Genomic DNA, 25,074 nt, shown 5'->3' with positions numbered 1-25,074 from the left:
CGCTTCATCGTTTCGCAGCGTTATGATTATGGTCGCGCGAGTTCGCCAACTAGATCGCCGCAAGCGATCTGGCGAGGAAGGGAAATGCATATGGCAACGACTCTCACCATCAACGGCGAACAAAAGACCTTCGATGCGCCACCGGACATGCCGCTGCTGTGGGTGCTGCGCGACATCCTGCAAATGACCGGCACCAAATTCGGCTGCGGCATCGCGCAATGCGGCGCCTGCACGGTGCATGTCGACGGCAAGGCGGTGCGCTCCTGCGTGTTGCCGGTCAGTGCGGTCGCAAACCGCAGCATCACCACCATCGAGCATGTCGGCAGCACGCCGTCGGGCGCGAAGGTCCAGAAAGCCTGGCTCGATCTCGAGGTGATCCAGTGCGGCTACTGCCAGTCCGGCCAGATCATGTCGGCCTCGGCACTGCTGGCGGCAACGCCCAACCCCGACGATTCCGACATCGACGCCGCGATGGCCGGCAACATCTGCCGTTGCGGGACCTATGTCCGAATCCGCGAGGCCATCAAGCAGGCCGCCTCCGGCCGGCAGTCGTGAGGTCCGCCATGAATGCACATAACAGCGTCTCCCGCCGCACGCTCCTGACCGGGAGCCTTGCCACCGGGTTCCTGCTCGCCTTCCATCTGCCGCTGCGCGCCGCTGCCAACGAGCCGGCGCAGCGCGACGTGACCGACGGCAAGTTCGCGCCCAACGCCTTCATCCGCATCGACGAGACCGGCCGTACCGTCCTGATGATGCCGCAGGTCGAGATGGGCCAGGGCACCTACACGTCGATCTCGGCGGTGCTCGCCGAGGAGCTCGACGCCGACTGGAGCAAGGTCGAGGTGCAGCACGCGCCGCCCAACGACAAGCTCTACGCCAATCCGACCTTCGGCCTTCAGGTCACCGGCAACTCCAACTCGATCCGCGCCTGGTGGATGCCGCTGCGCGAGGCCGGCGCCACCGCGCGCGCGATGCTGGTGCAGGCCGCGGCCAGCCAATGGGGCGTCGAGCCCGCAAGCTGCACGGCCTCGAAGGGCGAGGTCAGCCATGCCGCAAGCGGCCGCAAGCTCGGTTACGGGGAGCTCGCGCTCGCCGCGCAGGGCCAGACGCCGCCGAAGGACGTCGCGGTGAAGGATCCCAAGGACTTCGTCCTCATCGGCCAGCCCTTGAAGCGGCTCGACACGCCGGACAAGGTCAACGGCAAGGCGCTCTACGGCATCGACGCGATCCTGCCCGGCATGAAGATCGCCGCGATCGCCAATTGCCCGGTGTTCGGCGGCAAGGTCGGCAAGGTCGAGGACAGCGCAGCGATGAAAGTCGCCGGCGTGCGCAAGGTCGTCGTGCTCGACGACGCCGTCGCCGTGATCGGCGATCACATGTGGGCGGCCAAACAGGGCCTCGCAGCGCTCAAGATCGAGTGGGACGAAGGGCCGAACGCGGGGATCAGCACCAGGGACATCTGGCAGGATCTGCGCACGGCGAGCGAGAAGGACGGCGCGATCGCCAAATCCACCGGCGATATCGCCAAGGCGCTCGCCACCGGCGACAAGTTCGAGGCGGTCTATGAGCTTCCCTTCCTGGCGCATGCGTCGATGGAGCCGATCAACGCCACCGTCCATGTCAGGCCGGATGCCTGCGAGATCTGGACCGGCACGCAGATCATGACACGGGTGCAGTCGGAGGCGGCAAAGGCCGCCGGCCTGCCCGTCGACAAGGTGATCGTCAACCAGCATTTGCTCGGCGGCGGCTTTGGCCGCAAGCTCGAGCCGGACATGGTCGTCGCCGCGGTGAAGATCGCAAAACAGGTCGACTATCCCGTCAAGGTGATCTGGACCCGCGAGGAAGACATCCAGCACGACGTCTACCGTCCTGTTTATCGCGACCAGATCACGGCGTCGCTGGTGGACGGCAAGGTGGCGGCCTGGAAGTACAAGGTCGCCGGCTCGGCCGTGCTGGCACGCTGGCTGCCGCCGGCGTTCCAGAAAGGGATCGACATCGACGCGATCGACGCTGCGGTGGACGCGCCCTACGACTTCGCCAATTTCCATGTCGAATATGTCCACGCCGAGCCGCCGGCGGTGCCGACCGGCTTCTGGCGCGGCGTCGGCCCGAACAACAACGTGTTCGCGATCGAATCCGCGATGGACGAGCTCGCACGCAAGGCCGGCAAGGACCCGATCGAATTCCGCAAGTCCATGCTGACGAAAAACCCGCGCATGCTCGCCGTGCTCAACCTCGTCGCTGAAAAGTCCGGCTGGGGCCAGCCACTGCCGGCCCGCGTCGGCCGCGGCGTCTGCGTGCAGCCGTCGTTCGCGAGCTTCATCGCGACGGTGGTAGAAGCCGAGATCGACGACATCGGCGAGATCGTGCTGCGTCGTATCACCTCGGTGGTCGACACCGGCATCGCGGTCAACCCCGATACCGTAAAGGCGCAGATCGAGGGCGGCCTGATCTTCGGCCTCACCGCCGCGCTCTATGGCGAGATCACGATCGACAAGGGCCGCGTGCAGCAATCGAACTTCCACGACTACCGCATGATGCGCATCAACGAGACGCCGAAGATCGACGTCACCGTGGTCAAGAGCGGCGAGGCGCCGGGCGGCATCGGCGAGGCCGGCGTCAATGCCGGGCCACCGGCGCTGCGCAACGCGATTTACGCCGCAACCGGCGTGGCGCTGCGGCGCCTGCCGATCGATCGGAAACTCTTGGCTGCGGGGAAGAAGGCATGAGCAGGACAATGCGTATCCTCGCAGGCCTCGTCGTGATCACCATCGTCGCGGTGGCGCTCGGCGTCTGGATCATCCGCGGGCCCGGCCCGCTCGATTTTGCCGGCGGCTCCAAGGTGGCGCTGGCGGATTATCACGCCGGCAAGCCCACGGGCGTGCCGGCCAAGCTCGAGAAGGCCAGCCTGGTCGAACGTGGCGAATATCTCGCCAAGGCGGCCGACTGCATGGTCTGCCACACCGGTCCCGGCGGGAAGGAGTATGCCGGCGGGCTCGGCTTCAAGCTGCCGTTCGGCACGCTCTATTCGACCAACATCACGCCGGACAAGGACACCGGCATCGGCAATTACAGCGACCAGGATTTTCTCAACGCCGTCCAGCGCGGCAAGCGCCATGATGGTGCCCGGCTCTATCCGGCGATGCCGTACACCTCCTACACCTACATGAGCGACGACGATGTGCTGGCAGTGAAGGCCTATCTGTTCAGCCTGCCGGCGGTGCGTGCGAAAGCGCCTGACAACACGCTGTCGTTCCCGTTCAACCAGCGCTGGGCGATGATCTTCTGGTCGGCCGTGTTCAATCCGGATACGCGCTTTGCGCCGGATACGTCGAAAAGCCCGGAATGGAACAGAGGGGCGTATCTGGCCGAAGCCCTCGCCCATTGCGGCGAATGCCACACCCCGCGCAATCTCGGCTTTGCGCTCGACAATCGCAAGAAGTTCGCAGGCGCCATCACCGCCGGCTGGCGCGCCTTCAACATCTCCTCCGACAAGGCGACCGGCCTCGGCAATTGGCGCGACGAAGATCTGATCTCGTATCTGTCGCTCGGCCACGCGCCAGGCCACGGCTCGGCCTCGGGCCCGATGGGCGAAGCGGTCGACCACAGCTTCAGCCAGTTTGCGCCGGAGGACATCCGCTCGATCGTTGCTTACTTACGCAGCGTGCCACCGGTCTCCTCGCCCGACCTACCGGCTACCACGGCGCCGGTCGCGCCCGCCTCACACAAGGACGGTGTCACGGCAGACGCCCGCGGCAAGAAGGTGTTCGCCAGCGCCTGCGCCAGCTGCCATGGCTGGAGCGGCGAGAGCCCGGTCTCGCCGATGGCAACATTGACCGGCACCTGGGCCGTCAACGACCCTGCCGCCACCAACGTCGCCCAGATCGTGCTCTCAGGCACCAAGCGCCACACGCCCGACGGCGCGCTGTCGATGCCGGCGTTCGGCAATGCGTACACCGACGACGAGATCGCGGCCGTGGCGAACTACGTGACGGCGCGGTTCGGCACCAAGGGCTCGAAGCTGACGGCGAAGGATGTGGCGGAGTTAAGGGAGCAGACGGCGGAGTAGACAAGGTTAGCGCATCACTTTCAGCGGTCGTCCCGGCGAAGGCCGGGACCCATAACCACAACTCGTCATTTGGCGAAGATTCGTCGTTCGGTACTCCTACCGCGAGCAATCGACAGATCACGCGGTATGGGTCCCGGCCTTCGCCGGGACGACAGCTGAGCTTGTAGAGCTAGCTCAACTAGAACCGCGCCGTCGCCGGCTCGAGCCAACGCGGTCCACACGCACCGGCGCGTTGCGACGGCAGACTAAAACTCAAGACTCGCCAGCTTTTCTGAGAACGGCAACATCGTCCGTTCAAACGTCGGAGGCTTGAAGCCCTTGTACTCCCGCACGATCATCGCCCTGACGGCTGCCAGGTCCGGCTTGCTGTCCGCCGGCGGTTCGGGGCTCTTGTCTGACCGAATGAAGTCCGGCGCCGTGGCCGGCAATTTGTACAGGTTGAAATCGCTTCGGCGCGTAGCGAAATCGGCCTGCAGATAGCCCTCCGCCATCATGGCGCGCGCCGGCGCCAGGTAGAATCCATCTTCGCGATGGGCGCCGAGCACCGAAAAAGTCCTGGAGCCTTTGGCAACACCGACAAGTTCATGACTGAGGCGCACCAGCTCGACATCCTTGCCGCCGGCCCTGATGTGGACGCGACGCAGTGGAAGCTCTGCGGCGTCCTGCGTCACGACGCTGACGAGCACGAGCACATGCTTTGCCGTCGCGGCATATTCCTCGGCCGTCATCGGCCAGGCGAAATCGATCGCCGAGCCCCGCGCCGCGCTGGGCACAATTCGGGCCGTCTCGTTCGCTGACTTCTCCAGCCGTTCAGCGATATCGGCTGGAGACACGGCGCCTCGCGTCGCCGGCCGCGGCTTGCTCAGGATCTGCGCGAGTGCCCCATGGGAGAGCAACAGCAACAGCAGGATGACGGCGATCCTCGGCACCATGGCTCTCCAGGGAAATTCAGGAGTGCATCCAGAACGCGGGTTTGGCCGGCTCGAGCCTCCCCCCCACGCGCACCGGCGCAATCCGCCGTGCGAGGCCCGTGGCGTCATCCGTCTCCACCGCAACGCCGCTGAGCGTCGCCACACCGCCCGCCGGCTCGAACCGGCCCGACGGAATCCCCGACGTGAAGCGCCGCAGCGGTTCTTCCTTCTGCATGCCGATGATGGAATCGTAATCGCCGGTCATGCCGGCATCCGTCATGTAGGCGGTGCCGCCGGTGAGTATCTGGTGGTCGGCGGTCGGCACATGCGTGTGCGTGCCGACGACGAGGCTGGCGCGGCCGTCGCAGAAGAAGCCGATGCCCTGCTTCTCGCTGGTCGCCTCGCAATGGAAGTCGACGACGATGGCATCGGCCGCCACGCCGAGCGGACAGGCGCCGAGCTCGCGCTCGAGCGCGGCGAAGGGATCGTCGAACGGGGTCATGAAGACGCGCCCCAACGCGTTGACGACGAGGGCGTGCTTGCCGTTCTTGGTCTCGACCAGCGCCGCACCGCGGCCGGGCGTGCCGCGCGGATAGTTCGCCGGCCGCACCAGACGCTCGGCGCGGTCGATGAACACGAGCGCCTCGCGCTGATCCCAGGAGTGGTTGCCGAGCGTCACCGCATCGGCGCCGGCGTCGAGAAATTCCTGGTAGATTGCTTCGGTGATGCCGAAGCCGCCGGCCGAATTCTCGCCGTTGACGACGACGAAATCGAGCGACCAGTCCTTGACCATGCCGGGCAGATATTCGGCGATCGCCTCGCGGCCGCTACGGCCGACGACATCACCCACGAACAGAATGCGCAACTTCAGAACTCCGGAAATCGAACGCGTCCGATTCCGTTAGCACATAATCCAGCGCCACGTCGTGGGATAGTGCCGGGACGGTCTCGATCTCCTGCACTGCAAAAGCGAGCCCGATGCCGACGATGTGCTTGGCCTTGCGCAAATGCGCGAAGGTGAAGTCGTAATGCCCCGCACCGTAGCCGATGCGATGGCCGAGACGGTCGAAGGCCGCAAGCGGCGTCAGCATGATGTCCGGGATCACTTCGGCCGCCGCCGGTGACGGCTCGGGAATGCCGAGCGGGCCGAGCATCAGCCGGTCGTTCGGATGCCAGAGGCGGAAGATCAGCGCCTTGCCGCGCGTGGTGACGCAGGGCAGCGCGAGCTGTGCGCCCACCTCGGCGAGCTTCCGCATCAGCGGCGCGGGATCGATCTCGCTGCGGATCGGCGAATAGCCGGAGACGATGCTGCCGGGCAAAAGCTTGAACGGCAGCCCGCGCTTGGCGAGCTTGGTGGCGGCAGCGCCGCGCTTCTTCTCGCTCAGCGCGTCGCGCTTGGCGAGGGCCCTGGCGCGGAGCTCGGCTTTGGAGCTGGTCATGTGCGTTGGTCCCTTCGTCATCACCCGCCTTGTGCGCTCTTGCGCACTGGAGCGGATGATCCAGTATTCCAGAGGCGATGGTGATTCACACAAAGGCCGCGGCGTACTGGATGCCCCGGTCCTCCGTGCGCAATTGCGCACCAGGCCGGGCATGACACCTGTTGAAATGGCCGCAGTTGTTTCAACAAGCACAAACCAAGCAGACAAACAGTGCGAAGCCGCAGACGCCGTTGAAGCACTCGATCCCGGAGTTCCCTACGAAAGTAGGTGGGCACCATATGTCCGAGCCCACGGGCCCGGCCAGGGACAGTTCCCTAAAGGATCGATAAGGCCCCGGGGATATATGGCTCCGGACGCGCGTCGCAGCCTCGCTCGGGCAATGTAACAACGATACTGACGAATCACCAGCCCAACCGGCGGCCTCGGTGCCCACCTCTCCCCAGCGGGGAGAGGTGGATTGCGCCTGGCGATGCGAAGCATCGTCCAGTGCAATCCGGGTGAGGGGCCGCAGCATTCGGCGAGACCGTAAACCCTCACCCGGATCGCATCTTACGATGCGATCCGACCTCTCCCTCCGGGAGAGGTGTGCACCGTCCCAAGCTCGCAGCACATCGGTCCCACCACGGTCACCCGATCGCGATCCCGCCTCCGACGGTCCGGTTCAGGACCTGGGTCGACTTCTCGATACGTTCGGCGGCGGCGTTCAGCGCATTGACCACCGCGGTCTGGGTCATGCGGGCGCGCTCGACGGCGGCGTTGCGGAAATCCCGCAGCTCGGTCAATTCCTGCTCCATGGTGCGGATGCGGTTGCCGGCATCGACCAGCTCGTCGCAGACGGTCAGCGCCGCCATCACAGTCAACCGCGCGTCGCCGATCTCGCCGAATTTTCCGCGCAGCGACTGGATCCGCGTCTCCAAGCCGTCAGCGAGCTTCAACAGCCGCACCTCCTGGCCCTCTTCGCAGGCCATGCGGTATTGCCGGCCGTTGATGGTGACGTTGATGTGGCTCATCCGTCCTCTCCGGTATCGAGCACCGAACGTATCGTCACGATCGCGGATTCCAGCCGATCGGAGATCTCGCGGTTGGTGCGCTCGAGCTTGCGCGCCTTCACCAGCGCGCCGTCGAGTTCGTCGGCGAGCCGCGAGCGATCCGCGCCCAAGGCCTGGATCCGCGTCGCGAGCTCGTTCTCGTCGCGATCGGCATCGCGCCGCCGCTCGACCGCGCTTTCGAGCGAGTCGAGCGCCGCCATCAACCTGCGGGTCGCGATCTCGATCTCGACGGCGGAAGACTCCGTCATGGCGGAACTGTTGGACACGCGATCGTTCATGCAGTCAGCGGCGGAACCTGTTGGCTTTGCCCGTGGCCTTTCCCTTGGCCTTTGGCCGGGGCTCGCCGCCCGGCAAAAGACTCGGTTCGGCAAGCGGTTAGAAGCAGAAATTTACGTGGCAAGCTAGCCGAGCGCAACGCCGCCGCGAAACTATGCACCGATAGATCGGGATGGAAGCATCCCGATCTATCGGTTCTCCTGGTGGGCATGATCCCACCGGAAAACCCGGCCCCCACTTTTTCGGATCATGCCGTAAGCAACTTTTGCGGCCAAACCGGCGTTCGATTGCCTTGGACTCCCGGAACCGAGATGCTATCCCAGCCGCGACCTTCAAGGCTCCTTCCCGCGCGGGCGTACCATTCGCCAAGCGCCTCATTTCAGACGGATTTCAGACATGACGCAGGTCGACCACACCCGTATGGCCAACGCGATCCGCGGCCTTGCCATGGACGCTGTCGAGAAGGCGAAATCGGGTCATCCCGGCCTGCCGATGGGCGCCGCCGACATGGCGACGGTGCTGTTCACACAGTTCCTGAAATTCGACGCTGCGGCCACCGACTGGCCTGACCGCGACCGCTTCGTGCTCTCCGCCGGCCACGGCTCGATGCTGCTCTATTCGCTGCTGTATCTCACCGGTAATGCGGCGATGACGCTGGACCAGCTCAAGCAGTTCCGCCAGCTCGGCTCGCTCACCCCCGGGCATCCCGAGAACTTCCACACCAAGGGCATCGAGACCACGACCGGCCCGCTCGGCCAGGGCATCTCGACCGCGGTTGGCATGGCGCTCGCCGAGAAGATGCTCGCCGCCGAGTTCGGCAAGAAGATCGTCGACCACCACACCTATGTGCTCGCCTCCGACGGCGACCTGATGGAGGGCGTGTCGCAGGAAGCGATCGCGATGGCCGGGCACTGGAAGCTCAACAAGATGATCGTGCTCTATGACGACAACGGCATCTCGATCGACGGACCGACGTCGATTTCGGATTCCGTCGACCAGGTGAAGCGCTTCAAGGCGTGTGGCTGGGCCGCCGAGAAGATCGACGGCCAGGACCAGGCCGCGATATCAGCCGCGATCACCCGCGCCCAAAAGTCGAACAAGCCGACGCTGATCGCCTGCCGCACCACGATCGGCTACGGCGCGCCGCACAAGGCCGGTACCGCGAAGGCGCATGGCGAGGCGCTCGGCGCCGACGAGCTCAAGGCCGCCAAGGAAAATCTCGGCATCTCGCTCGAACCGTTCTCGGTGCCGGACGACGTGCTGAAGGCCTGGCGCGCGGCCGGCAGCCGCGGCGCGACCGCCCGGCAGGAATGGGAAGCACGGCTCGGCGAGCTCGGCAGCCGCAAGCGTGCCGAGTTCGAGCGCCGCCTGCGCCATGAGCGTCCGGCCTCGCTCGCAAAGGCCGTGAAAGCCTTCAAGAAGGAGCTCCTGGAAAAGCCGCTTGTCGCGGCCACCCGCAAATCCTCGGAAGCCGTGATCGAGGTGATCGCGGCTGCGATGCCGATGGAGTTCCTGGCCGGCTCCGCCGACCTCACCGGCTCCAACAACAACAAGGCGAAGTCGGCCACAGCTTTCTCGGCCAAGACGCCAAAAGGCCGCTTCATCCATTACGGCATCCGCGAGCACGGCATGGCGGCTGCGATGAACGGCATCTTCCTGCACGGCGGCTTCGCGCCGAACGGCGCGACCTTCCTGGTCTTCACCGATTACGCGCGGCCCGCGATGCGGCTTGCCGCGCTGATGGGCGCCGGCGTCGTCTACGTGATGACGCACGATTCCATCGGGCTTGGCGAAGACGGCCCGACCCATCAGCCGGTCGAGCATCTCTCAGCGCTGCGCGCCATCCCGAACATGCGCGTGTTCCGCCCCTGCGATTCCGTCGAGACCGCCGAATGCTGGGAGCTTGCGCTGAACCGTATCGATGGCCCGACCGTGCTGACGCTGACGCGGCAGAACCTGCCGCAGCTCCGCACCAGCGTGAACGAGAACCCCTGCCAGTACGGCGCCTATGAGCTTGTCGCAGCCCAGGGCGAAGCCAAGGCGACGCTGTTCGCCTCCGGCTCCGAGGTCGAGATCGCGGTGGCGGCCCAGAAGCAGCTCGCCGAGCGCGGCATCCCGTCGCGGGTGGTGTCGGTGCCCTCGCTGGAACTGTTGTTAGCGCAACCAGAGGCCAAGCGCGCCGCCATCATCGGCAACGCGCCGGTGAAGGTCGCGATCGAGGCCGCGGTGCGTTGGGGCTGGGACGCCGTGATCGGCCAGGATGGCGAATTTATCGGCATGCATTCGTTCGGCGCCAGCGCGCCGGCGAAGGATCTTTACAAGCACTTCGGCATTACCGCCGAGGCCGCGGTTAACGCTGTCCTGAAGCGCGTTTCCTGAGAGTTGAGCTTGCCGAAAAAAAGGACTACGAACGTCTCCATATGATCAAGTTCCGCCCGGCCGAACCGGGCGTCCGCCCTAAAAAACCCTCGCTGATGCGCTTATGGCGTCCGGCGGGATGACAACGGTCATTGAAGGAGACGAAAGATGGCAGTCCGCGTCGGAATTAACGGTTTTGGCCGCATCGGCCGCAACATCCTGCGGGCTATCGCAGAGTCCGGCCGCAAGGACATCGAGGTGGTGGGCATCAACGACCTCGGCCCGGTCGAGACCAACGCCCATCTGCTCCGCTTCGACAGCGTCCATGGCCGCTTCCCCGGCACCGTGACCGTCGATGGCGACTCCATCAACCTCGGCAACGGCAAGATCAAGGTGACCGCCGAGCGCGATCCCACCAAGCTGCCCTGGAAGGATCTCGGCATCGACATCGCGATGGAGTGCACCGGCATCTTCACCTCGAAGGACAAGGCCTCCGCGCATCTGACCGCCGGCGCCAAGCGCGTGCTGGTCTCCGCGCCCGCCGACGGCGCCGACGCCACCATCGTCTACGGCGTCAACCACGACACGCTAACCAAGGATCACCTGGTGGTCTCCAACGGGTCCTGCACCACCAACTGCCTCGCGCCGGTCGCCAAGGTGCTGAACGACCTGGTCGGCATCGAGACCGGCTTCATGACCACGATCCACGCCTATACCGGTGACCAGCCGACGCTCGATACGCTGCACAAGGATCTCTATCGCGGCCGCGCGGCGGCGATGTCGATGATCCCGACCTCGACCGGCGCCGCCAAGGCGATCGGCCTCGTGCTGCCCGAGTTGAAGGGCAAGCTCGACGGCGTCTCGATCCGCGTGCCGTCCCCGAACGTCTCGGTCATCGACCTCAAGATCGTCGCCAAGCGCGCCACCGACGCCAAGGAAATCAACGCGGCGATGAAGCGCGCCTCCGAGCAGCAGCTCAAGGGCATTCTCGGCTACACCAACCAGCCGAACGTCTCGATCGACTTCAACCACGACCCGCACTCCTCGACCTTCCACGAGGACCAGACCAAGGTGCAGAACGGCACGCTGGTGCGCGTGATGTCCTGGTACGACAACGAGTGGGGTTTCTCGAACCGCATGGCGGACACCGCCGTCGCGTTCGCGAAGGTGATCTGAGGGGAGCGTCATGCTTCCTGCCTGGATCGGGATCCCCGGCGTCATCCTGCTGTTCGCATTGATCGCGTATGGCATGCGCCAGGGAGGCAAGATCACGACCAGGCAGGAAGGCAGCCCACCCGAGCGCGATGCGCCCTAGTGTCATAAGCGAGTGATCAGACATGGCCAGTTTTCGTACCCTCGACGACGTCGACGTGAAGGGCAAGCGCGTGCTGCTGCGCGTCGATCTCAACGTCCCCATGGACAATGGTCGCGTCACCGACGCGACCCGGCTCGAGCGCGTCGCGCCCGCCATCACCGAAATTTCCGACAAGGGCGGCAAGGTCATCCTGCTCGCGCATTTCGGCCGGCCGAAGGGCCGCGATGCCAAGGACTCGCTTCTGCCCGTAGCGGACGCGCTGTCGAAGGTCGTGAGCAAGCCCGTCGCCTTTGCAGACGACTGCATCGGCGAGCCCGCCGCGAAGGCCGTGGCGGCGTTGAAGGACGGCGATATCCTGTGCCTGGAAAACACCCGTTTCCACAAAGAGGAAGAGAAGAACGATCCGGCCTTCGTCGCGGAATTGGCAAAGCTCGGCGACATCTGGGTCAATGACGCCTTCTCCGCGGCGCACCGCGCCCACGCCTCGACCGAAGGCCTCGGCCATAAGCTGCCGGCCTATGCCGGCCGCACCATGCAGGCCGAGTTGGTGGCGCTGGAGAAGGCGCTGGGGTCGCCGACCAAGCCGGTCATCGCCATCATCGGCGGGGCCAAGGTCTCGACCAAGATCGACCTGCTGGAAAACCTCGTCAACAAGGTCGATGCGCTGGTGATCGGCGGCGGCATGGCCAACACTTTCCTGCACGCCCAGGGCGTCGGAATCGGCAAGTCGCTGGCCGAGAAGGATCTCGCGCCGACGGCACTGCGCATCATGGAGAAGGCGGAAGCCGCCAATTGCGCGATCATTCTCCCCGTCGACGCCACCGTCGCCTATCATTTCGCGGCCAACGCGCCGTCGCATGCCTACGGCCTCGATGCGATCCCGGCCGACGGCATGATCCTCGACGTCGGCCCGCAATCGATCGCGCGGATCCATGCCGCGATCGACGATGCCGCGACGCTGGTCTGGAACGGACCGTTAGGGGCCTTCGAGATGCAGCCGTTCGACCGCGGCACGGTCGCGGCCGCCAAGCATGCCGCCGAGCGCACCAAGGCCAAGAAGCTGATCTCGATCGCGGGCGGCGGCGACACGGTCGCGGCCCTCAACCAGGCCAACGTGGCCGGTCAATTCACCTATGTCTCGACCGCCGGTGGCGCATTTCTTGAATGGATGGAAGGCAAGCCCCTGCCCGGCGTCGAGGTCTTGCGTACCAAGTAATTTAGTCGGCGATAAGTTAGCGGCCGCACTGGCCCAAACGGGAGAAAGATACAGATGGCTCGGATCACGTTGCGTCAATTGCTCGATCATGCGGCGGAACACGATTACGGCGTACCGGCCTTCAACATCAACAACATGGAGCAGGCGCTGGCGATCATGGACGCGGCCAACCAGGTCGACGCGCCCGTCATCATCCAGGCCTCGCGCGGCGCGCGCTCCTACGCCAACGACGTCATGCTCAAGCACATGATGGATGCCGTCACCGAGATCTATCCGCACATCCCGGTCTGCGTGCATCTCGACCACGGCAACGAGCCGGCGACCTGCATGACCGCGATCCAGGCCGGCTTCACTTCCGTGATGATGGACGGTTCGCTCAAGGCCGACGGCAAGACCCCCGGCGACTGGGGCTACAATGTCGGCGTCACCAAGACGGTGACCGACATGGCCCATCTCGGCGGCATCTCGGTCGAGGGCGAGCTGGGGGTGCTCGGCTCGCTCGAGACCGGCATGGGCGACAAGGAAGACGGCCACGGCGCCGAGGGCAAGCTCAGCCACGACCAGCTGCTGACCAATCCGGACGAGGCCGTGAAGTTCGTGCAGGAGACCAGGGTCGACGCGCTCGCGATCGCGATGGGGACGTCTCACGGCGCCTACAAATTCACCCGCAAGCCGGACGGCGACATCCTCGCCATGAACGTGATCGAGGAGATCCACCGCAAGCTGCCGAACACGCATCTCGTCATGCACGGCTCCTCCTCGGTGCCGCAGGACCTCCAGGACATCATCAACGCCAACGGCGGCAAGATGAAACCGACCTGGGGCGTGCCGGTTGCCGAGATCCAGCGCGGCATCAAGCACGGCGTGCGCAAGATCAACATCGACACCGACAACCGCATGGCCATGACCGGCCAGATCCGCAAGATCCTGAAGGACAATCCGGAAGAGTTCGATCCGCGCAAGTACCTGAAGCCCGCCATGGAAGCCATGGTCAAGCTGTGCAAGCAGCGGCTCCAGGAGTTCAATACCGCAGGCCAGGCCTCCAAGTTCAAGAAGGTCCTGACCCCCGCCGACATGGCCAAGCGCTACGCCAAGGGCGAGCTCGACCCCCGCGTCGCGTAAGCACCGCAGGCACCTTCTCCCGTCATTCCGGGCTCGCGCCAAGGGGCGCGCCCCGGAATGACCGATCGCCCCTTCCCCTGCGACCAACGTTAACTCGGCAATTGCCCGAGAACCGTCTATTTTCACAGGCAAGGGCAGAATCGTTTTGGGAGGACCTCTCGATGAATCTGACTGAGCTCAATGGAATCGCGACCGCCATGGTCGCCCCCGGCAAGGGCATCCTTGCCGCCGACGAATCCTCCGGGACCATCAAGAAGCGGTTTGACGCGATCGGCGTGGAATCGACGGAATCAAGCCGCCGCGACTATCGCGAGATGCTGTTCCGCTCCAGGGAGGCGATGAGCCAGTACATTTCCGGCGTGATCCTCTATGACGAAACGATCTGGCAGGATGCGAAGGACGGCACGCCGCTGGTGAAGCTGATCGAGAGTAGCGGCGCGATCCCCGGCATCAAGGTGGATGAAGGCACGCAAGCCTTGCCGATGTGCCCGGGTGAAACAGTCACAATCGGGCTCGACAAGCTCGCCGATCGCCTCAAGAAGTATTACGAGCGCGGCGCGCGCTTCGCCAAATGGCGCGCGGTGATCGATATCGGCGGCGGCACTGACGGCCGGGGCATTCCCTCGATGACCGCGATCAGCGTCAATGCGCATGCGCTGGCGCGCTATGCTGCGTTGTGCCAGGCCGCGCAGATCGTGCCGATCGTCGAGCCGGAGGTGCTGATGGACGGCGATCACGACATCGACCGCTGCTATGAGGTGACGCAACGCGTGCTCAACAAAACCTTCCAGGAATTGCGCGTGCAGCGCGTCGCGCTCGAGGGCATGGTGCTGAAGCCGAACATGGCGATATCAGGCAAGAAATGCGCAAAGCAGGCCTCGGTGGAAGAGGTCGCGGAAAAGACGATACGCCTGCTCAAGGCCTGCGTGCCCGCGGCCGTCCCCGGCATCGCCTTCCTCTCCGGCGGCCAGTCGGATGAAGAGGCGACCGCGCATCTCAATGCCATGCACAAGCTCGGGCCGTTGCCCTGGGGCCTGACCTTCTCCTACGGCCGCGCGCTGCAAGCCGCGCCGCAGAAGGCCTGGTCCGGCAAAGCCGAGAATGTCGCAGCCGGGCAAAACGCATTCAGCCATCGCGCACGCATGAACGGCCTCGCCTCCAGGGGCGAATGGCAGAGCAGCCTGGAAAAGAAGGCAGCCTAGATCTTGTCGAACAAATCGCCTCCGCCGCGCCCGGCGCCGCGCCTCTATCTCGCGACGCCTGTGGTCGATGATCCCGCTTCGCTCCTGGCCGAGTTGCCGGCGCTGCTCGCCGCCGCCGATGTCGCGGCCGTTCTGCTGCGGCTGAAGGAGACCGACCAGCGCACCATGATCTCGCGGATCAAGGCGCTCGCACCGGTCGTGCAGAATGCGGGCGCGGCGCTGCTCGTCGACGGCCATCACGAGCTGGTCGCACGCGGCGGCGCCGACGGCGCGCATCTCACCGGCATCGCCACGCTGGAAGAGGCGATGCCGTCGCTGAAGCCTGATCGCATCGCCGGTGTCGGCGGCCTCACCACGCGCCACGATTCCATGAACGCCGGCGAGATGGGCGCGGACTATGTGCTGTTCGGCGAGCCCGATGCGACCGGCGAGCGCCCGTCGGCGCAGGCCATCGCCGAACGGCTCGACTGGTGGGCCGAGCTGTTCGAGCCGCCCTGCGTCGGCTTTGCCACCTCGATCGAAGAGGCGCACGCCTTCGCCGCCAGCGGCGCCGATTTCGTGCTGGTCGGCGATGTCATCTGGGCCGATCCGCGCGGGCCGAAGGCCGCGCTGGTCGAGGCGGATGCCGCGATCAAGAAGGCCCATGCGGCGCTTGCCGTGGGCCAGGCTTAAGCGCCCGAGATGACGCTCTCCCGCATCGCCCTTCTCGCCGCGCTGCTGCTGGCAGCGCCCGCAGCCGCACAGGTCCAGATCGCGCCGCCGGCCACGGTGCCGAGCCCGTCGGCTGAGAAGGCCAAGGAGAAACCCAAAGCAGCCCCGCACACGATCACCAAGAAGAAAAAGGAGGCGGCGCCAAAACCGTCGGCCTCGCCGAGCCCGACGCTGCCTGCAACCGTGATCCCCGCGCCCCCCGCCGACAATTCCAATGTCGATCTGGTGTTCGGCGCCTATCAGCGCGGCCAATACAAGACCGCGTTCGATCTCGCCAGCGCGCGCGCCAAGACCGGCGATGCCAAGGCCATGACCATGCTGGGCGAGCTCTATTCCAACGCCATGGGCATCAGGCGCGACTACGCCAAGGCGGTCGAATGGTACAAGCGCGCGTCCGACGCCGGCGACCGCGAGGCGATGTTCGCGCTCGCGATGCTGCGCATGTCCGGTCGCGGCGGCCCGGTCGACAAGGGCGAAGCCGTGAAGCTGATGGCCTCTTCCGCCAAGCTCGGCGAGCCCAAGGCCGCCTATAATCTCGCGCTGCTCTATCTCGACGGCCAGACGCTGCCGCAGGACGTCAAGCGTTCCGCCGAGCTGTTGCGCCAGGCGGCGGACGCCGGCCTGCCCGAGGCGCAATACGCGCTCGCGACCTTCTACAAGGAAGGCACCGGCGTGCCGAAGGACCCCGACAAGGCGGTGCGGCTGCTCCAGGCGGCTTCGCTCGCGGACAATGTCGATGCCGAGGTCGAATATGCCATCGCGCTGTTCAACGGCACCGGCACGCCGCAGAACAAGCCCGCCGCGGTCGCGCTGCTGCGCAAGGCGTCCCGCCAGAACTCACCGATCGCGCAGAACCGGCTGGCCTGGGTGCTGATCAACGGCGTGGGCGCGCCCGCGGACAAGGTCGAGGGCTTCAAATGGCACCTGGTGGCGAAAACCGCCGGTAAGGGCGATCCTGAGCTCGACAAGCAACTGGCGGACCTTCCCGCAGATGACCGCGCCAAGGCCGAGGCCGCCGCCAGGAAATGGCTCGGGACCAAATGACTTGACGTGCGGCCCCTCGCGGGGCACCCAATCCCCTCAAATGGCGCGGTTTCGCGCCTCTCGCCCCCGATCAAGATCAGAGCTCATGCTGTATTCCGCCACTATCAACGTCATGGTCAAAGCGGCGCGCCGCGCCGGCCGCAGCCTCAAGCGCGATCTCGGCGAGATCGAGCATTTGCAGGTCTCGCTGAAGGGCCCGGCGAATTTCGTCTCGCTCGCCGACAAGCGCGCCGAAGAGATCCTCTATCAGGACCTCGCCAAGGCACGGCCCGGCTATGGCTTCATCGGCGAGGAAGGGGGAATGCGCGAAGGCTCTGACAAGAGCCACACCTGGATCGTCGATCCCCTGGACGGCACCACCAACTTCCTGCACGGCATCCCGCAATTCGCGATCTCGATCGGGCTGTCGCGCGAAGGCACGGTAATCGCCGGCGTGATCTACAACCCCGCCAATGACGAGCTCTACATCGCCGAGCGCGGCAAGGGCGCCTTCCTCAACGACCAGCGCCTGCGCGTGGCCGGCCGCCGCCAGCTCAACGAATGCGTGGTGGCCTGCGGGCTGCCCCATATCGGCCGCGGCGACCACGAGGAATTCCGCCGCGAGATGACCGCGATCCAGGATCGCGTCGCAGGCCTGCGCCGCTTCGGCGCCGCCTCGCTTGACCTCGCCTTCGTCGCCGCCGGCCGCCTCGACGGCTATTGGGAACGCAATCTGCAATCCTGGGACATCGCGGCCGGCCTGTTGATGGTGAAGGAAGCGGGCGGCACGATCAGCGACATCAACACGCCGGGCGATGCGCTGGTCACGGGCGACGTAGTGTGCGGGAACGAGTACGTGCACGGGGAACTGGTGAAGGTGTTGCGGAGGTAGGGGTAGCGCGACGCATCAATGATGCACTCCCTCGCCCCGTTCTTACGGGGAGAGGGTTGGGGTGAGGGGCTGCCTCCGAAAATTCGGTACAAGTTGGACTCGCGGAGAGTCCCCTCACCCGTATCGCATCTCACGATGCGATACGGCCTCTCCCCGCAAGCGGGGAGAGGCGAAGAAAGCAACCGCCAACGCGCTCGTGCCTATGGCCTCACCGGCGCCGGCGGCCCATACGTCTCGCCTTCGACCTTCGCCACCTTCTCCCGGTCTCCCGCCAGCACGCGCTGCACGGACACGAAGAACACCGGCACCATCAAGAGTGCCAAAATCACCACCGCGATCATGCCGCCCATCACGACGGTGCCGAGCGATTGCTGGCTGGCGCCGCCGGCGCCGTGGGCAATGGCCATCGGCAGCACGCCGCAGATGAAGGCAAGGCCGGTCATCAGGATCGGACGGAAGCGCAGGCGACAGGCCTCGATCGTCGCTTCGACCAATGGCTTGCCCTCTTTGCGCAGATCCTTGGCGAACTCGATGATCAGGATGGCGTCCTTGGCGGCGAGGCCAATGATGGTGATCAGGCCGACGGTGAAATAGACGTCGTTCGGCAAACCGCGCAGCATCGCCGCCACCACCGCGCCGACGATGCCGAGTGGCACCGTGAGCAGCACCGCAAGCGGAATGGTCCAGCTCTCGTAGAGTGCGGCCAGACACAGGAACACCACGAACACCGACAGCGCCAGCAGGAACGGCGCCTGCGAGCCTGACAGCTTTTCCTGGAGCGATTGGCCGGTCCATTCATACCCGAAGCCGCGCGGCAGCTTGCCGGCGAGCCGCTCCATCTCGGCGATGGCATCGCCCGAGGTGAAGCCGGGCTTGGCTTCGCCCGAGATGCGCACGGCCGGATAATAGTTGAAGCCGGCGATCTGGGTCGGGCCGCGCGACCATTCGACCGTGGCAAAGGAGGAGAGTGGCACCAGCTGGCCGTGGGAGTTCTTGACGTTGTAGTTGAGGATGTCCTCGGTCTTCATGCGGTCGCGACTATCGGCCTGCACCACGACGCGCTGCATGCGGCCGCGGTTCGGGAAGTCGTTGATGTAGTTCGAACCGAGATTGGTCGAGATCGTGTTGTTGATGTCCTCGAAGGTGACGCCAAAGGCGCCGGCCTTTTCGCGGTCGATCACGAGATTGACCACGCCGGCCTCAGGGAGGCCCTCGACATAGACCTTCTGCAACACCGGGCTGGCATTGGCTTCCGCGATCAGCTGATCGGCGGCGCGCATCAGGGCCGGATAGCCCTTCTGGCCACGATCCTGGAGACGGAACGAGAAGCCGGACGAGTTGCCGAGATTGTCGATCGGCGGCGGCTGGAGCGCGGAGATCTTGGCGTCGCGGATCGACGACGACAGATCCCGATTGATGTCGTTGACGATCGCGGCAGCGGACTCCTTCGGTCCACGCTCCGACCAATCCTTCAGCGTGATGAAGGCTTGCGCGGTGTTCATGCCCTGGCCGGAGAAGCTGAAGCCGGTGAGGAAGGTGACGTTGCCCACGCCCGGCCGCTGCGCCAGATATTTTTCGACCTTTTCGATCACCGCCTCGGTGCGGCCGTAGGACGAGTCCGACGGCGTCTGCACGTCGGTGGTGACAAAGCCCTGGTCGTCGACCGGAAGGAAGCCGCCGGGCAGATTGACGAAGGCCCAGGACAGGCCGGCCAGCAGCGCGACATAGACCAGCATCAGGCGCCCGGTGCGCTTCAGCGAGAAGCCGACGGTGCGGGAATAGCCTTCCTTGCCGCCTTCGAGCATGCGGTTGAACCAGCCGAACACGCCTCGCCTCGCGTGAGCGTGGCCGGCCGCGACGGGCTTGAGCAGGGTCGCGCACAGCGCCGGCGTCAGCGACAGCGCCAGGAAGGCGGAGAAGCCGATCGCCGCGACCATGGTCACCGAGAACTGGCGATAGATGATGCCGACCGAGCCCGGGAAGAACGCCATCGGCACGAACACCGCCATCAGCACCAGCGTGATGCCGATGATGGCACCAGTGATCTGCGACATCGCCTTGCGCGTCGCCTCCTTCGGCGGCAGGCCTTCCTCCGCCATGATGCGCTCGACGTTCTCGACCACCACGATGGCGTCGTCGACGAGAATGCCGACCGCGAGCACCATGCCGAACATGCTGAGCATGTTGATGGAGTAGCCGGCAAGCAGCAGAATGGTACAAGCGCCCAACAGCGCTACCGGCACCACGATGGTCGGGATGATGGTGTAGCGGATGTTCTGGAGAAACAGGAACATCACTGCGAATACCAGCACGACGGCCTCGACCAGCGTCGACAGCACCTTCTTGATCGAGGCCTCGACCACCGGCGTGATGTTGTAGGGGATTTCATAGGAGATGTTGGCCGGGAAGAAGCGCGACAGCTCCTTCATCTTCTCGTCGACCGCGCTCGCGGTCGCCAGCGCATTGCCGGTCGGCGACATCAGCACGGACAGACCCGCAGTCGGCTTGCCGTTGAGCCGGGTGTTGAACTGATAGCTGAGGCCGCCGACCTCGACGCGCGCGACGTCGCGCAAGCGCACGGTCGAGCCGTCGGCATTGGCGCGCAGGATGATGGCGCCGAATTCGTCCGGAGAAGAGAGCTGGCCCTTGACCAGCACCAGGGCGGAGGTGCGCTGGCTCGCCGTCGACGGCTCGGCGCCGATGCTGCCTGAGGCGACCTGCGCGTTCTGCGCTGATATCGCCTTGTTGACGTCGTCTGCCGTCAACCCATAGCCGACGAGTTTTGCCGGATCGACCCAGACACGAAGACTGCGCTCGGTCGAATAGAGCGTGGCGCGGCCGACGCCGGGAATACGCCGGATCTCGCCGAGCACGTTGCGGATCATGAAGTCGCCCAGCCCAACCTCGTCGAGGCTGCCGTCGGTCGAGTTCAGCGTGATGATCTGGAGCACCGCGCTGGAGGCTTCCTCGATCAATATGCCCTGCTGGATCACCGCGCGCGGCAGCCGCGCCTCGACGCGCTTGATGCGGTTCTGCACCTCGACGGAGGCCGCACTGGTATCAGTGCCCGGTTGGAAATTGGCTGTTATCTCGACCTGGCCCAGCGAGTCGCTGGTCGATTCGAAATTGAGGATGCCGGAGGCGCCGTTGAGCTCCTCCTCGATCAGCCGCGTGACGCTGTTGTAGAGGTTTTCCGGCGACGCACCCGGATAGCTGGTCGAGATCGAGATCGAGGGCGGTGCGATGATCGGATATTGCGCGATCGGCAATAGCGGGATCGAGATCGCGCCGATCAGACAGATGAACAGCGCGACGACCCAGGCGAAGATCGGCCTGTCGATGAAGAAGCTCGGCATGGCGCGTTACCGCGTGACCTTGAGGGCGTGCCTGACATCGGCGGTCGCATCCGCTTCCGACCAGGATTGCGGCTTGACCTTGTCGCCGGCAGCGAACTTCTGAAAGCCTTCGACCACGACCTTGTCGCCGGCCTTCAGTCCGTCGGTGACGAACCAGATGCCGTCCTGCACCGAGCCGGTGCGCACCGGCTGCACCACAATGCGGTTGTCGTCCTTGACGACGAACACCTCGCTGCCGCCGCCGCCATTGCGCTGCACCGCCTGCTGCGGCACGGCGATCGCGTCAGAGTCGAGGCCCTGGTCGAGCCGGACGCGAACATACATGCCCGGCAGCAGCTCGCGCTTGGGATTGCGGAACTCGCCGCGCAAGGTCACCTGACCAGTATGGGCGTCGACCTTGGCCTCGGAGAACAGCAGCTTGCCGTCGAGCGCATAGACCGCGTTGTCGTCGAGCACGAGGCGCACCTTGACGGCATCGGCCGCGATGCGATCGAGATCGCCGGTCTCGAAGGCGCGGCGGAGCTGGTTGAGCTCGGTCACCGACTGGGTGAAGTCGGCATAGATCGGGTCGAGCTGCTGCACGGTGGCAAGATTGGTCTCGTTCTGCACCACGAGCGCGCCTTCGCTGACGAGGGCCGCGCCGACCACGCCGTCGATCGGGGCGCGCACGGTGGCATAATCGAGATTGAGCTTTGCGCGCGCGAGGTCGGCCTTGCGGCCCTCGACTTCGGCCTTGGCCTGAAGCTCGGCGGCGATGGTCTTTTCGTTCTCGGCTTCAGGTGCCGCGCGCTGGCTGGTCAGCGTCGCGATGCGGCGCGCCTGCCGCTGCGCCTGCATTAGGCCAGCGTCGGCCTTGGCGAGCGCGGCTTCGTTGGCGAGCACCTCGACCTCGAACGGACGCGGATCGATGCGATAGAGCGGATCGCCCGCCTTCACCTCGCTGCCCTGCCGGAACAGGCGCTCGACCACGATGCCGGAGACGCGCGGCCGCACCTCGGCGACACGCGTCGGCGCGATCCGGCCGGGCAACTCGCGCACCACGGCGCGGGCTTGCGGCTTGACGACGACGACGCTGACATCGGGTTCGGAGGGCTGGGCGGAGACAGCGGAAGAGGATTCATCGCAAGCGCCCAGCAGCGGCGCAAAGGCCGCGAGCATCATTGCAACGCATGCCGATCGCGCTCGAAGTCCTGACATGAAGAGGGGTGCCCCGAAATTGTTGAAACTGATCGCGCGCCGCGCGGACCCGTTCTGGACAATTCTGCGCGGCTGACGCGATCAAAATAGAAGGGACTTGCTGCGACGCAACGCATCGCGCGGGCGGCTCAATGTCACACGAGCCTATCGTGCTGAGGTCAGGGGCCTTTTGTGGACTCACCGGATTGTGAGTCAGGGTTCCGTCGCGGCGTGCTGCGACAGAACATCGCAACGTCGGGAGCGGAATGGCTTCAGGTTGATCGGTCGAGCCGCGCTCGCTCCCCTCTCGCATGCGGACGATGCCATCGCATACGGCACGTGACATCCGCTCACCCAGCCTTGCCTTGCTGTGAACTATGGTTTACATTCTCATTCGTGGTCGATGTTGTACAGACTGAAGCATTTCGAGGCTGGCTTGCCGGGTTACGCGACCGTCGCGCAGTTGCGCGCATCGCAAGCCGAATCGCATTGATCGAACGGGGCGCGCTTGGCGACGTGAAGTCCTTGGGTGCGGGCCTGTCTGAATTCAGAATCGACTACGGCCCGGGATACCGACTCTATGCGGCGCAACGCGGAGCCGCGATGGTCATCCTGCTCTGCGGTGGCGACAAGCGAAAGCAAGACGCGGACATCAAGCGGGCACGTGCGATGCTTGCGGAACTGGAGTAAAGCGATGGCGCTGAAAACGACACCATTTGATGCGGCGGAATATTTGGATACGCCGGAAGCGCAGGCCGAATTCATTACGGCGGCGCTTGAGACTGGTGACGCGGCATTCATCCGTGACGCTGTGAATATTGTTGCGCGTGCCCGCGGCATGAGCGAGATCGCAAAATCTGCGGGGCTGAGCCGCGAGGGGTTGTACAAGGCCCTCGGCGAGGCGGGCAACCCGGAATTTTCGACGATGCTGGGGGTGTTGCGCGCGCTAGGCTTAGGTTTGACTGCGCGTCCCTTGCCGAGAAAGCCCGGCAAGCCGCGCAGGTCAGCGAAGCCGCGAGCCCGCAAGGCTGCCTAGTCACGATCGTGCCCGCTAATCCGCCGCCTTCATCCGGTAGTGGCTGACGCCCCACTCCGTTCCGTCGGCGTAGCCGAACAGGCCTGCTGTCGCGAGGAAGAACCAGCGCCAGCGGCGAATCCATAGGTAAGTTTCGTCGCCATAGACGTTGCGCAAGGTCGCTTCGATCGCGTCGCGATTGCGATCGAAATTGGCGAGCCAGTCATTTGCCGTGCGCTGATAATGCGCGCCGCTCCAGCACCATTCCTTCTCGATGTCGAAGATGTCGGCATATTGCCGGATGAGATGATGGCTCGGCATCACCCCGCCGGTGAAGAAGTGCTGCGCGTTCCAGTCCTCGCGATTGGCGCGGTCGAACAGATAAGAGCCGGCGCGGTGGGTGAAGATGTGCATGAGGAAGCGCCCCTCGGGGGCGAGCCATGAGCGCACGCGCGTCATCAGCTTGCGCCAGTTCATCATGTGCTCGAACATCTCGACCGAGACGATGCGGTCGAACTGGCCTTCCGGCGCGTACACGTTCATATCGGCGGTGACGACGCGCAAATTCAAGAGCCCGCGCTGCTGCGCGATGTCCTCGATATAGGCGCGCTGCGACTGCGAGTTCGACACGGCGGTGATCTTCGCGTGCGGAAACTGACGCGCCATCCACAGCGACAGCGAACCCCAGCCGCAGCCGAGCTCGAGAATGGTCTGGCCGTCGGCGAGGCCGGCATGCTCGACGGTCTGGCGCAGCGCCTCCTCCTCCGCCTCCTGCAAGGTGGTCGCATCGGTCTTGTAGAAGCAGGACGAATATTTGCGGTTGGGGCCCAGCACCTGCGCGAAGAAGCTTTGCGGCACTTCGTAATGCTGGATGTTGGCGGCGTCGGTATGCTCGGCGATCGGCCGCAACATCATCCGTCCCGCGAAGGCGGCATCGTCGGACGCGCTGTGCGCGGCAAGGCGCGTCGCGGTGCGCGAGCACAGGCGCTGGATCGCGGCGCGGACCACAAGGTCCGGCAGCGGCACGCGTTCGGCAGTCCCGATGATGGTGGAGGCGACGCTCATGCGACCACTCCCTTGGTCTGTTCTTGTTTGGGCGGCAGGGGAAAGAACATGCTGGTGCGCGCCTGATAGGCGCGGTAGCGCTCGCCGCGCGAGCGCAGCATCTGCGCCTCCAGCGGCGGAATGCCGGTGACGTGGACCAGGATCCAGTACATGAAGACCGGCGCGAGCAGGCTGGCCCAGCCCCAGGGATAACCGGCCGCAAGCCCGATCACGGGAAAAGCGAGCCAGCAAAGCCATTCGAAGAAATAATTGGGATGGCGCGACCAGCGCCACAGCCCGACCTCGCACACCTTGCCATGGTTGGCAGGGTCATGCCGGAAGCGACGCAATTGCGCGTCGGCGATCGCCTCGCCTGCGATGCCGATCAGCAGGATCGCGGCACCGAGAACATCCTGAACGCGCAAGCCCGGCGCGGGGACATGTGCGGCGACGAAGATCGCGAAAACCAGCGGCACCGAGCCGAGCGCCTGGTTTTGCAGGAAGATGAACATCCGCCGCGGGGCGCTGAGGCCCCATTCGGCGGCAAACGTCGCGTAGCGGGCATCGTCGGTGATTCCGGCCGTGCGGATCGCAATATGGGTGCCGAGCCGGACCGACCACAGCGCGACCAGACCCGCGACCAGCCACTGCCGCGCATGGGGCCCCTCACCCGCAACCGGCCACAGCGCGCTGGCCGCGCCGACCACGCCGACCGCTAAGGTCCAGATCGTATCGACCCAGCCGGAATTGCCGGTGCGCTGCTGCACGACCCAGGCGAGCGCCATCAGCACCGCGAGCGAGAGCGCGATGGCCGCCAGCCCCCCAAGATACGTCGCCATGCAAAAAATCCGAGCTAAGCCTGTGGACTGTCGAAGTTTTGCAAAATACGCAGATATCAAA

23 protein-coding genes and 1 other RNA gene are annotated in these 25,074 nt (G+C 65.2%); 14 read left to right on the top strand and 10 right to left on the bottom strand.

The annotated features are described in order from the left end of the window. Window positions 1–90: 90 nt before the first annotated feature. From IC761_RS05730 to IC761_RS05720, 3 genes are read left to right on the top strand one after another with little or no spacing between them, the layout of a single operon-like run. Window positions 91–555: a (2Fe-2S)-binding protein gene (locus tag IC761_RS05730; RefSeq protein ID WP_195802316.1), complete on the top strand. Its 465-nt coding sequence runs from the start codon at window positions 91–93 to the stop codon at window positions 553–555. Between the two features lie 8 nt (window positions 556–563). Continuing rightward, window positions 564–2,729 (top strand): xanthine dehydrogenase family protein molybdopterin-binding subunit, encoded by a 2,166-nt coding sequence (locus tag IC761_RS05725; RefSeq protein WP_195802315.1) that lies wholly within the window; start codon window positions 564–566, stop codon window positions 2,727–2,729. After that, window positions 2,726–4,069, top strand: a complete 1,344-nt coding sequence (locus tag IC761_RS05720) for a c-type cytochrome (protein ID WP_195802314.1) — start codon at window positions 2,726–2,728, stop codon at window positions 4,067–4,069. Before IC761_RS05725 ends, IC761_RS05720 begins: the two co-directional genes overlap by 4 nt. Before the next feature lie 245 nt (window positions 4,070–4,314). Here the strand turns inward: IC761_RS05720 and IC761_RS05715 are convergent, their stop codons facing one another. The 6 genes from IC761_RS05715 to IC761_RS05690 form a co-directional block, all read right to left on the bottom strand. After that, window positions 4,315–5,001 (bottom strand): hypothetical protein, encoded by a 687-nt coding sequence (locus IC761_RS05715; protein ID WP_195802313.1) that lies wholly within the window; start codon window positions 4,999–5,001, stop codon window positions 4,315–4,317. Between the two features lie 16 nt (window positions 5,002–5,017). Further along, the gene (locus tag IC761_RS05710) at window positions 5,018–5,845 is read right to left on the bottom strand and encodes a TIGR00282 family metallophosphoesterase (protein WP_195802312.1); all 828 of its coding nucleotides are present in this window, start codon (window positions 5,843–5,845) and stop codon (window positions 5,018–5,020) included. Then, a complete protein-coding gene (locus tag IC761_RS05705; protein WP_195802311.1) occupies window positions 5,823–6,419 on the bottom strand; it encodes a 5-formyltetrahydrofolate cyclo-ligase in 597 nt (198 codons plus the stop codon). Before IC761_RS05705 ends, IC761_RS05710 begins: the two co-directional genes overlap by 23 nt. Window positions 6,420–6,630: 211 nt before the next feature. Beyond that, window positions 6,631–6,791: non-coding RNA, 6S RNA (ssrS, locus tag IC761_RS05700), on the bottom strand. Between the two features lie 254 nt (window positions 6,792–7,045). Further along, on the bottom strand, window positions 7,046–7,429 hold the full coding sequence (locus IC761_RS05695) for a cell division protein ZapA (RefSeq protein WP_195802310.1): 384 nt from the start codon (window positions 7,427–7,429) through the stop codon (window positions 7,046–7,048). Next, a complete protein-coding gene (locus IC761_RS05690; RefSeq protein ID WP_195802309.1) occupies window positions 7,426–7,746 on the bottom strand; it encodes a DUF4164 domain-containing protein in 321 nt (106 codons plus the stop codon). Before IC761_RS05690 ends, IC761_RS05695 begins: the two co-directional genes overlap by 4 nt. Before the next feature lie 394 nt (window positions 7,747–8,140). Here IC761_RS05690 and tkt point away from each other — a divergent pair, with 394 nt between their 5' ends. The 9 genes from tkt to IC761_RS05650 all read left to right on the top strand — a co-directional run bounded on the left by tkt (window position 8,141) and on the right by IC761_RS05650 (window position 17,583). Further along, window positions 8,141–10,123: a transketolase gene (gene tkt / locus IC761_RS05685; RefSeq protein WP_195802308.1), complete on the top strand. Its 1,983-nt coding sequence runs from the start codon at window positions 8,141–8,143 to the stop codon at window positions 10,121–10,123. Between the two features lie 147 nt (window positions 10,124–10,270). After that, window positions 10,271–11,278: a type I glyceraldehyde-3-phosphate dehydrogenase gene (gap, locus tag IC761_RS05680; protein ID WP_195802307.1), complete on the top strand. Its 1,008-nt coding sequence runs from the start codon at window positions 10,271–10,273 to the stop codon at window positions 11,276–11,278. A gap of 10 nt (window positions 11,279–11,288) precedes the next feature. Beyond that, complete coding sequence (locus IC761_RS36065; RefSeq protein WP_283814489.1) at window positions 11,289–11,417, top strand: hypothetical protein; 129 nt, start codon at window positions 11,289–11,291, stop codon at window positions 11,415–11,417. Between the two features lie 22 nt (window positions 11,418–11,439). Next, window positions 11,440–12,633: a phosphoglycerate kinase gene (locus IC761_RS05675; RefSeq protein WP_195802306.1), complete on the top strand. Its 1,194-nt coding sequence runs from the start codon at window positions 11,440–11,442 to the stop codon at window positions 12,631–12,633. A 54-nt stretch (window positions 12,634–12,687) separates the two neighbouring features. Then, window positions 12,688–13,755, top strand: a complete 1,068-nt coding sequence (fba, locus tag IC761_RS05670; RefSeq protein ID WP_195802305.1) for a class II fructose-bisphosphate aldolase — start codon at window positions 12,688–12,690, stop codon at window positions 13,753–13,755. Between the two features lie 161 nt (window positions 13,756–13,916). Further along, window positions 13,917–14,957 (top strand): class I fructose-bisphosphate aldolase, encoded by a 1,041-nt coding sequence (locus IC761_RS05665; protein ID WP_195802304.1) that lies wholly within the window; start codon window positions 13,917–13,919, stop codon window positions 14,955–14,957. Window positions 14,958–14,960: 3 nt separating this feature from the next. Beyond that, window positions 14,961–15,629: a thiamine phosphate synthase gene (locus IC761_RS05660; RefSeq protein WP_195802303.1), complete on the top strand. Its 669-nt coding sequence runs from the start codon at window positions 14,961–14,963 to the stop codon at window positions 15,627–15,629. 9 nt (window positions 15,630–15,638) lie between these two features. Further along, window positions 15,639–16,712: a tetratricopeptide repeat protein gene (locus IC761_RS05655; RefSeq protein ID WP_195802302.1), complete on the top strand. Its 1,074-nt coding sequence runs from the start codon at window positions 15,639–15,641 to the stop codon at window positions 16,710–16,712. Window positions 16,713–16,797: 85 nt separating this feature from the next. Then, a complete protein-coding gene (locus IC761_RS05650) occupies window positions 16,798–17,583 on the top strand; it encodes an inositol monophosphatase family protein (RefSeq protein WP_195802301.1) in 786 nt (261 codons plus the stop codon). 200 nt (window positions 17,584–17,783) lie between these two features. Here the strand turns inward: IC761_RS05650 and IC761_RS05645 are convergent, their stop codons facing one another. Together IC761_RS05645 and IC761_RS05640 are read right to left on the bottom strand one after the other, a co-directional pair. Then, window positions 17,784–20,939 carry a multidrug efflux RND transporter permease subunit gene (locus IC761_RS05645; protein ID WP_195802300.1) on the bottom strand — a complete coding sequence of 1,052 codons (3,156 nt, stop codon included), beginning with the start codon at window positions 20,937–20,939 and terminating at the stop codon, window positions 17,784–17,786. Window positions 20,940–20,945: 6 nt separating this feature from the next. Then, entirely contained in the window at window positions 20,946–22,136 is a 1,191-nt protein-coding gene (locus IC761_RS05640) for an efflux RND transporter periplasmic adaptor subunit (protein WP_195802299.1), read from the bottom strand. A gap of 375 nt (window positions 22,137–22,511) precedes the next feature. On the opposite strand from IC761_RS05640, the gene IC761_RS05635 reads away from it, so the two are divergent. Together IC761_RS05635 and IC761_RS05630 are read left to right on the top strand one after the other, a co-directional pair. Beyond that, a complete protein-coding gene (locus tag IC761_RS05635) occupies window positions 22,512–22,805 on the top strand; it encodes a type II toxin-antitoxin system RelE/ParE family toxin (protein ID WP_195802298.1) in 294 nt (97 codons plus the stop codon). Window positions 22,806–22,809: 4 nt separating this feature from the next. Beyond that, a complete protein-coding gene (locus IC761_RS05630; RefSeq protein ID WP_195802297.1) occupies window positions 22,810–23,151 on the top strand; it encodes an addiction module antidote protein in 342 nt (113 codons plus the stop codon). Between the two features lie 15 nt (window positions 23,152–23,166). On the opposite strand, the gene IC761_RS05625 is transcribed toward IC761_RS05630, so the two are convergent. Beyond that, complete coding sequence (locus tag IC761_RS05625; protein WP_195802296.1) at window positions 23,167–24,195, bottom strand: SAM-dependent methyltransferase; 1,029 nt, start codon at window positions 24,193–24,195, stop codon at window positions 23,167–23,169. After that, entirely contained in the window at window positions 24,192–25,013 is an 822-nt protein-coding gene (locus IC761_RS05620; RefSeq protein WP_195802295.1) for a DUF1295 domain-containing protein, read from the bottom strand. Before IC761_RS05620 ends, IC761_RS05625 begins: the two co-directional genes overlap by 4 nt. Window positions 25,014–25,074 lie beyond the last annotated feature (61 nt).

This window comes from Bradyrhizobium commune, assembly GCF_015624505.1.
Taxonomy (GTDB): Bacteria; Pseudomonadota; Alphaproteobacteria; order Rhizobiales; family Xanthobacteraceae; genus Bradyrhizobium; species Bradyrhizobium commune.
The sequence above is the reverse complement of the archived record's forward strand: the minus strand, read 5'-3'. Positions and strand labels throughout refer to the sequence as shown.

What these genes read in the sequence shown, in the direction of transcription:
- IC761_RS05665 (WP_195802304.1), top strand. Translation starts at nt 13,917, where the DNA reads ATGAATCTGACTGAGCTCAATGGAATCGCGACCGCCATGGTCGCCCCC.
- IC761_RS05730 (WP_195802316.1), top strand. Translation starts at nt 91, where the DNA reads ATGGCAACGACTCTCACCATCAACGGCGAACAAAAGACCTTCGATGCG.
- IC761_RS05705 (WP_195802311.1), bottom strand. Translation starts at nt 6,419, where the DNA reads ATGACCAGCTCCAAAGCCGAGCTCCGCGCCAGGGCCCTCGCCAAGCGC.
- tkt (WP_195802308.1), top strand. Translation starts at nt 8,141, where the DNA reads ATGACGCAGGTCGACCACACCCGTATGGCCAACGCGATCCGCGGCCTT.
- IC761_RS05630 (WP_195802297.1), top strand. Translation starts at nt 22,810, where the DNA reads ATGGCGCTGAAAACGACACCATTTGATGCGGCGGAATATTTGGATACG.
- IC761_RS05720 (WP_195802314.1), top strand. Translation starts at nt 2,726, where the DNA reads ATGAGCAGGACAATGCGTATCCTCGCAGGCCTCGTCGTGATCACCATC.
- IC761_RS05620 (WP_195802295.1), bottom strand. Translation starts at nt 25,013, where the DNA reads ATGGCGACGTATCTTGGGGGGCTGGCGGCCATCGCGCTCTCGCTCGCG.
- IC761_RS36065 (WP_283814489.1), top strand. Translation starts at nt 11,289, where the DNA reads ATGCTTCCTGCCTGGATCGGGATCCCCGGCGTCATCCTGCTGTTCGCA.
- IC761_RS05695 (WP_195802310.1), bottom strand. Translation starts at nt 7,429, where the DNA reads ATGAGCCACATCAACGTCACCATCAACGGCCGGCAATACCGCATGGCC.
- IC761_RS05725 (WP_195802315.1), top strand. Translation starts at nt 564, where the DNA reads ATGAATGCACATAACAGCGTCTCCCGCCGCACGCTCCTGACCGGGAGC.
- IC761_RS05645 (WP_195802300.1), bottom strand. Translation starts at nt 20,939, where the DNA reads ATGCCGAGCTTCTTCATCGACAGGCCGATCTTCGCCTGGGTCGTCGCG.
- IC761_RS05715 (WP_195802313.1), bottom strand. Translation starts at nt 5,001, where the DNA reads ATGGTGCCGAGGATCGCCGTCATCCTGCTGTTGCTGTTGCTCTCCCAT.
- gap (WP_195802307.1), top strand. Translation starts at nt 10,271, where the DNA reads ATGGCAGTCCGCGTCGGAATTAACGGTTTTGGCCGCATCGGCCGCAAC.
- IC761_RS05690 (WP_195802309.1), bottom strand. Translation starts at nt 7,746, where the DNA reads ATGAACGATCGCGTGTCCAACAGTTCCGCCATGACGGAGTCTTCCGCC.
- IC761_RS05640 (WP_195802299.1), bottom strand. Translation starts at nt 22,136, where the DNA reads ATGTCAGGACTTCGAGCGCGATCGGCATGCGTTGCAATGATGCTCGCG.
- fba (WP_195802305.1), top strand. Translation starts at nt 12,688, where the DNA reads ATGGCTCGGATCACGTTGCGTCAATTGCTCGATCATGCGGCGGAACAC.
- IC761_RS05675 (WP_195802306.1), top strand. Translation starts at nt 11,440, where the DNA reads ATGGCCAGTTTTCGTACCCTCGACGACGTCGACGTGAAGGGCAAGCGC.
- IC761_RS05655 (WP_195802302.1), top strand. Translation starts at nt 15,639, where the DNA reads ATGACGCTCTCCCGCATCGCCCTTCTCGCCGCGCTGCTGCTGGCAGCG.
- IC761_RS05625 (WP_195802296.1), bottom strand. Translation starts at nt 24,195, where the DNA reads ATGAGCGTCGCCTCCACCATCATCGGGACTGCCGAACGCGTGCCGCTG.
- IC761_RS05650 (WP_195802301.1), top strand. Translation starts at nt 16,798, where the DNA reads ATGCTGTATTCCGCCACTATCAACGTCATGGTCAAAGCGGCGCGCCGC.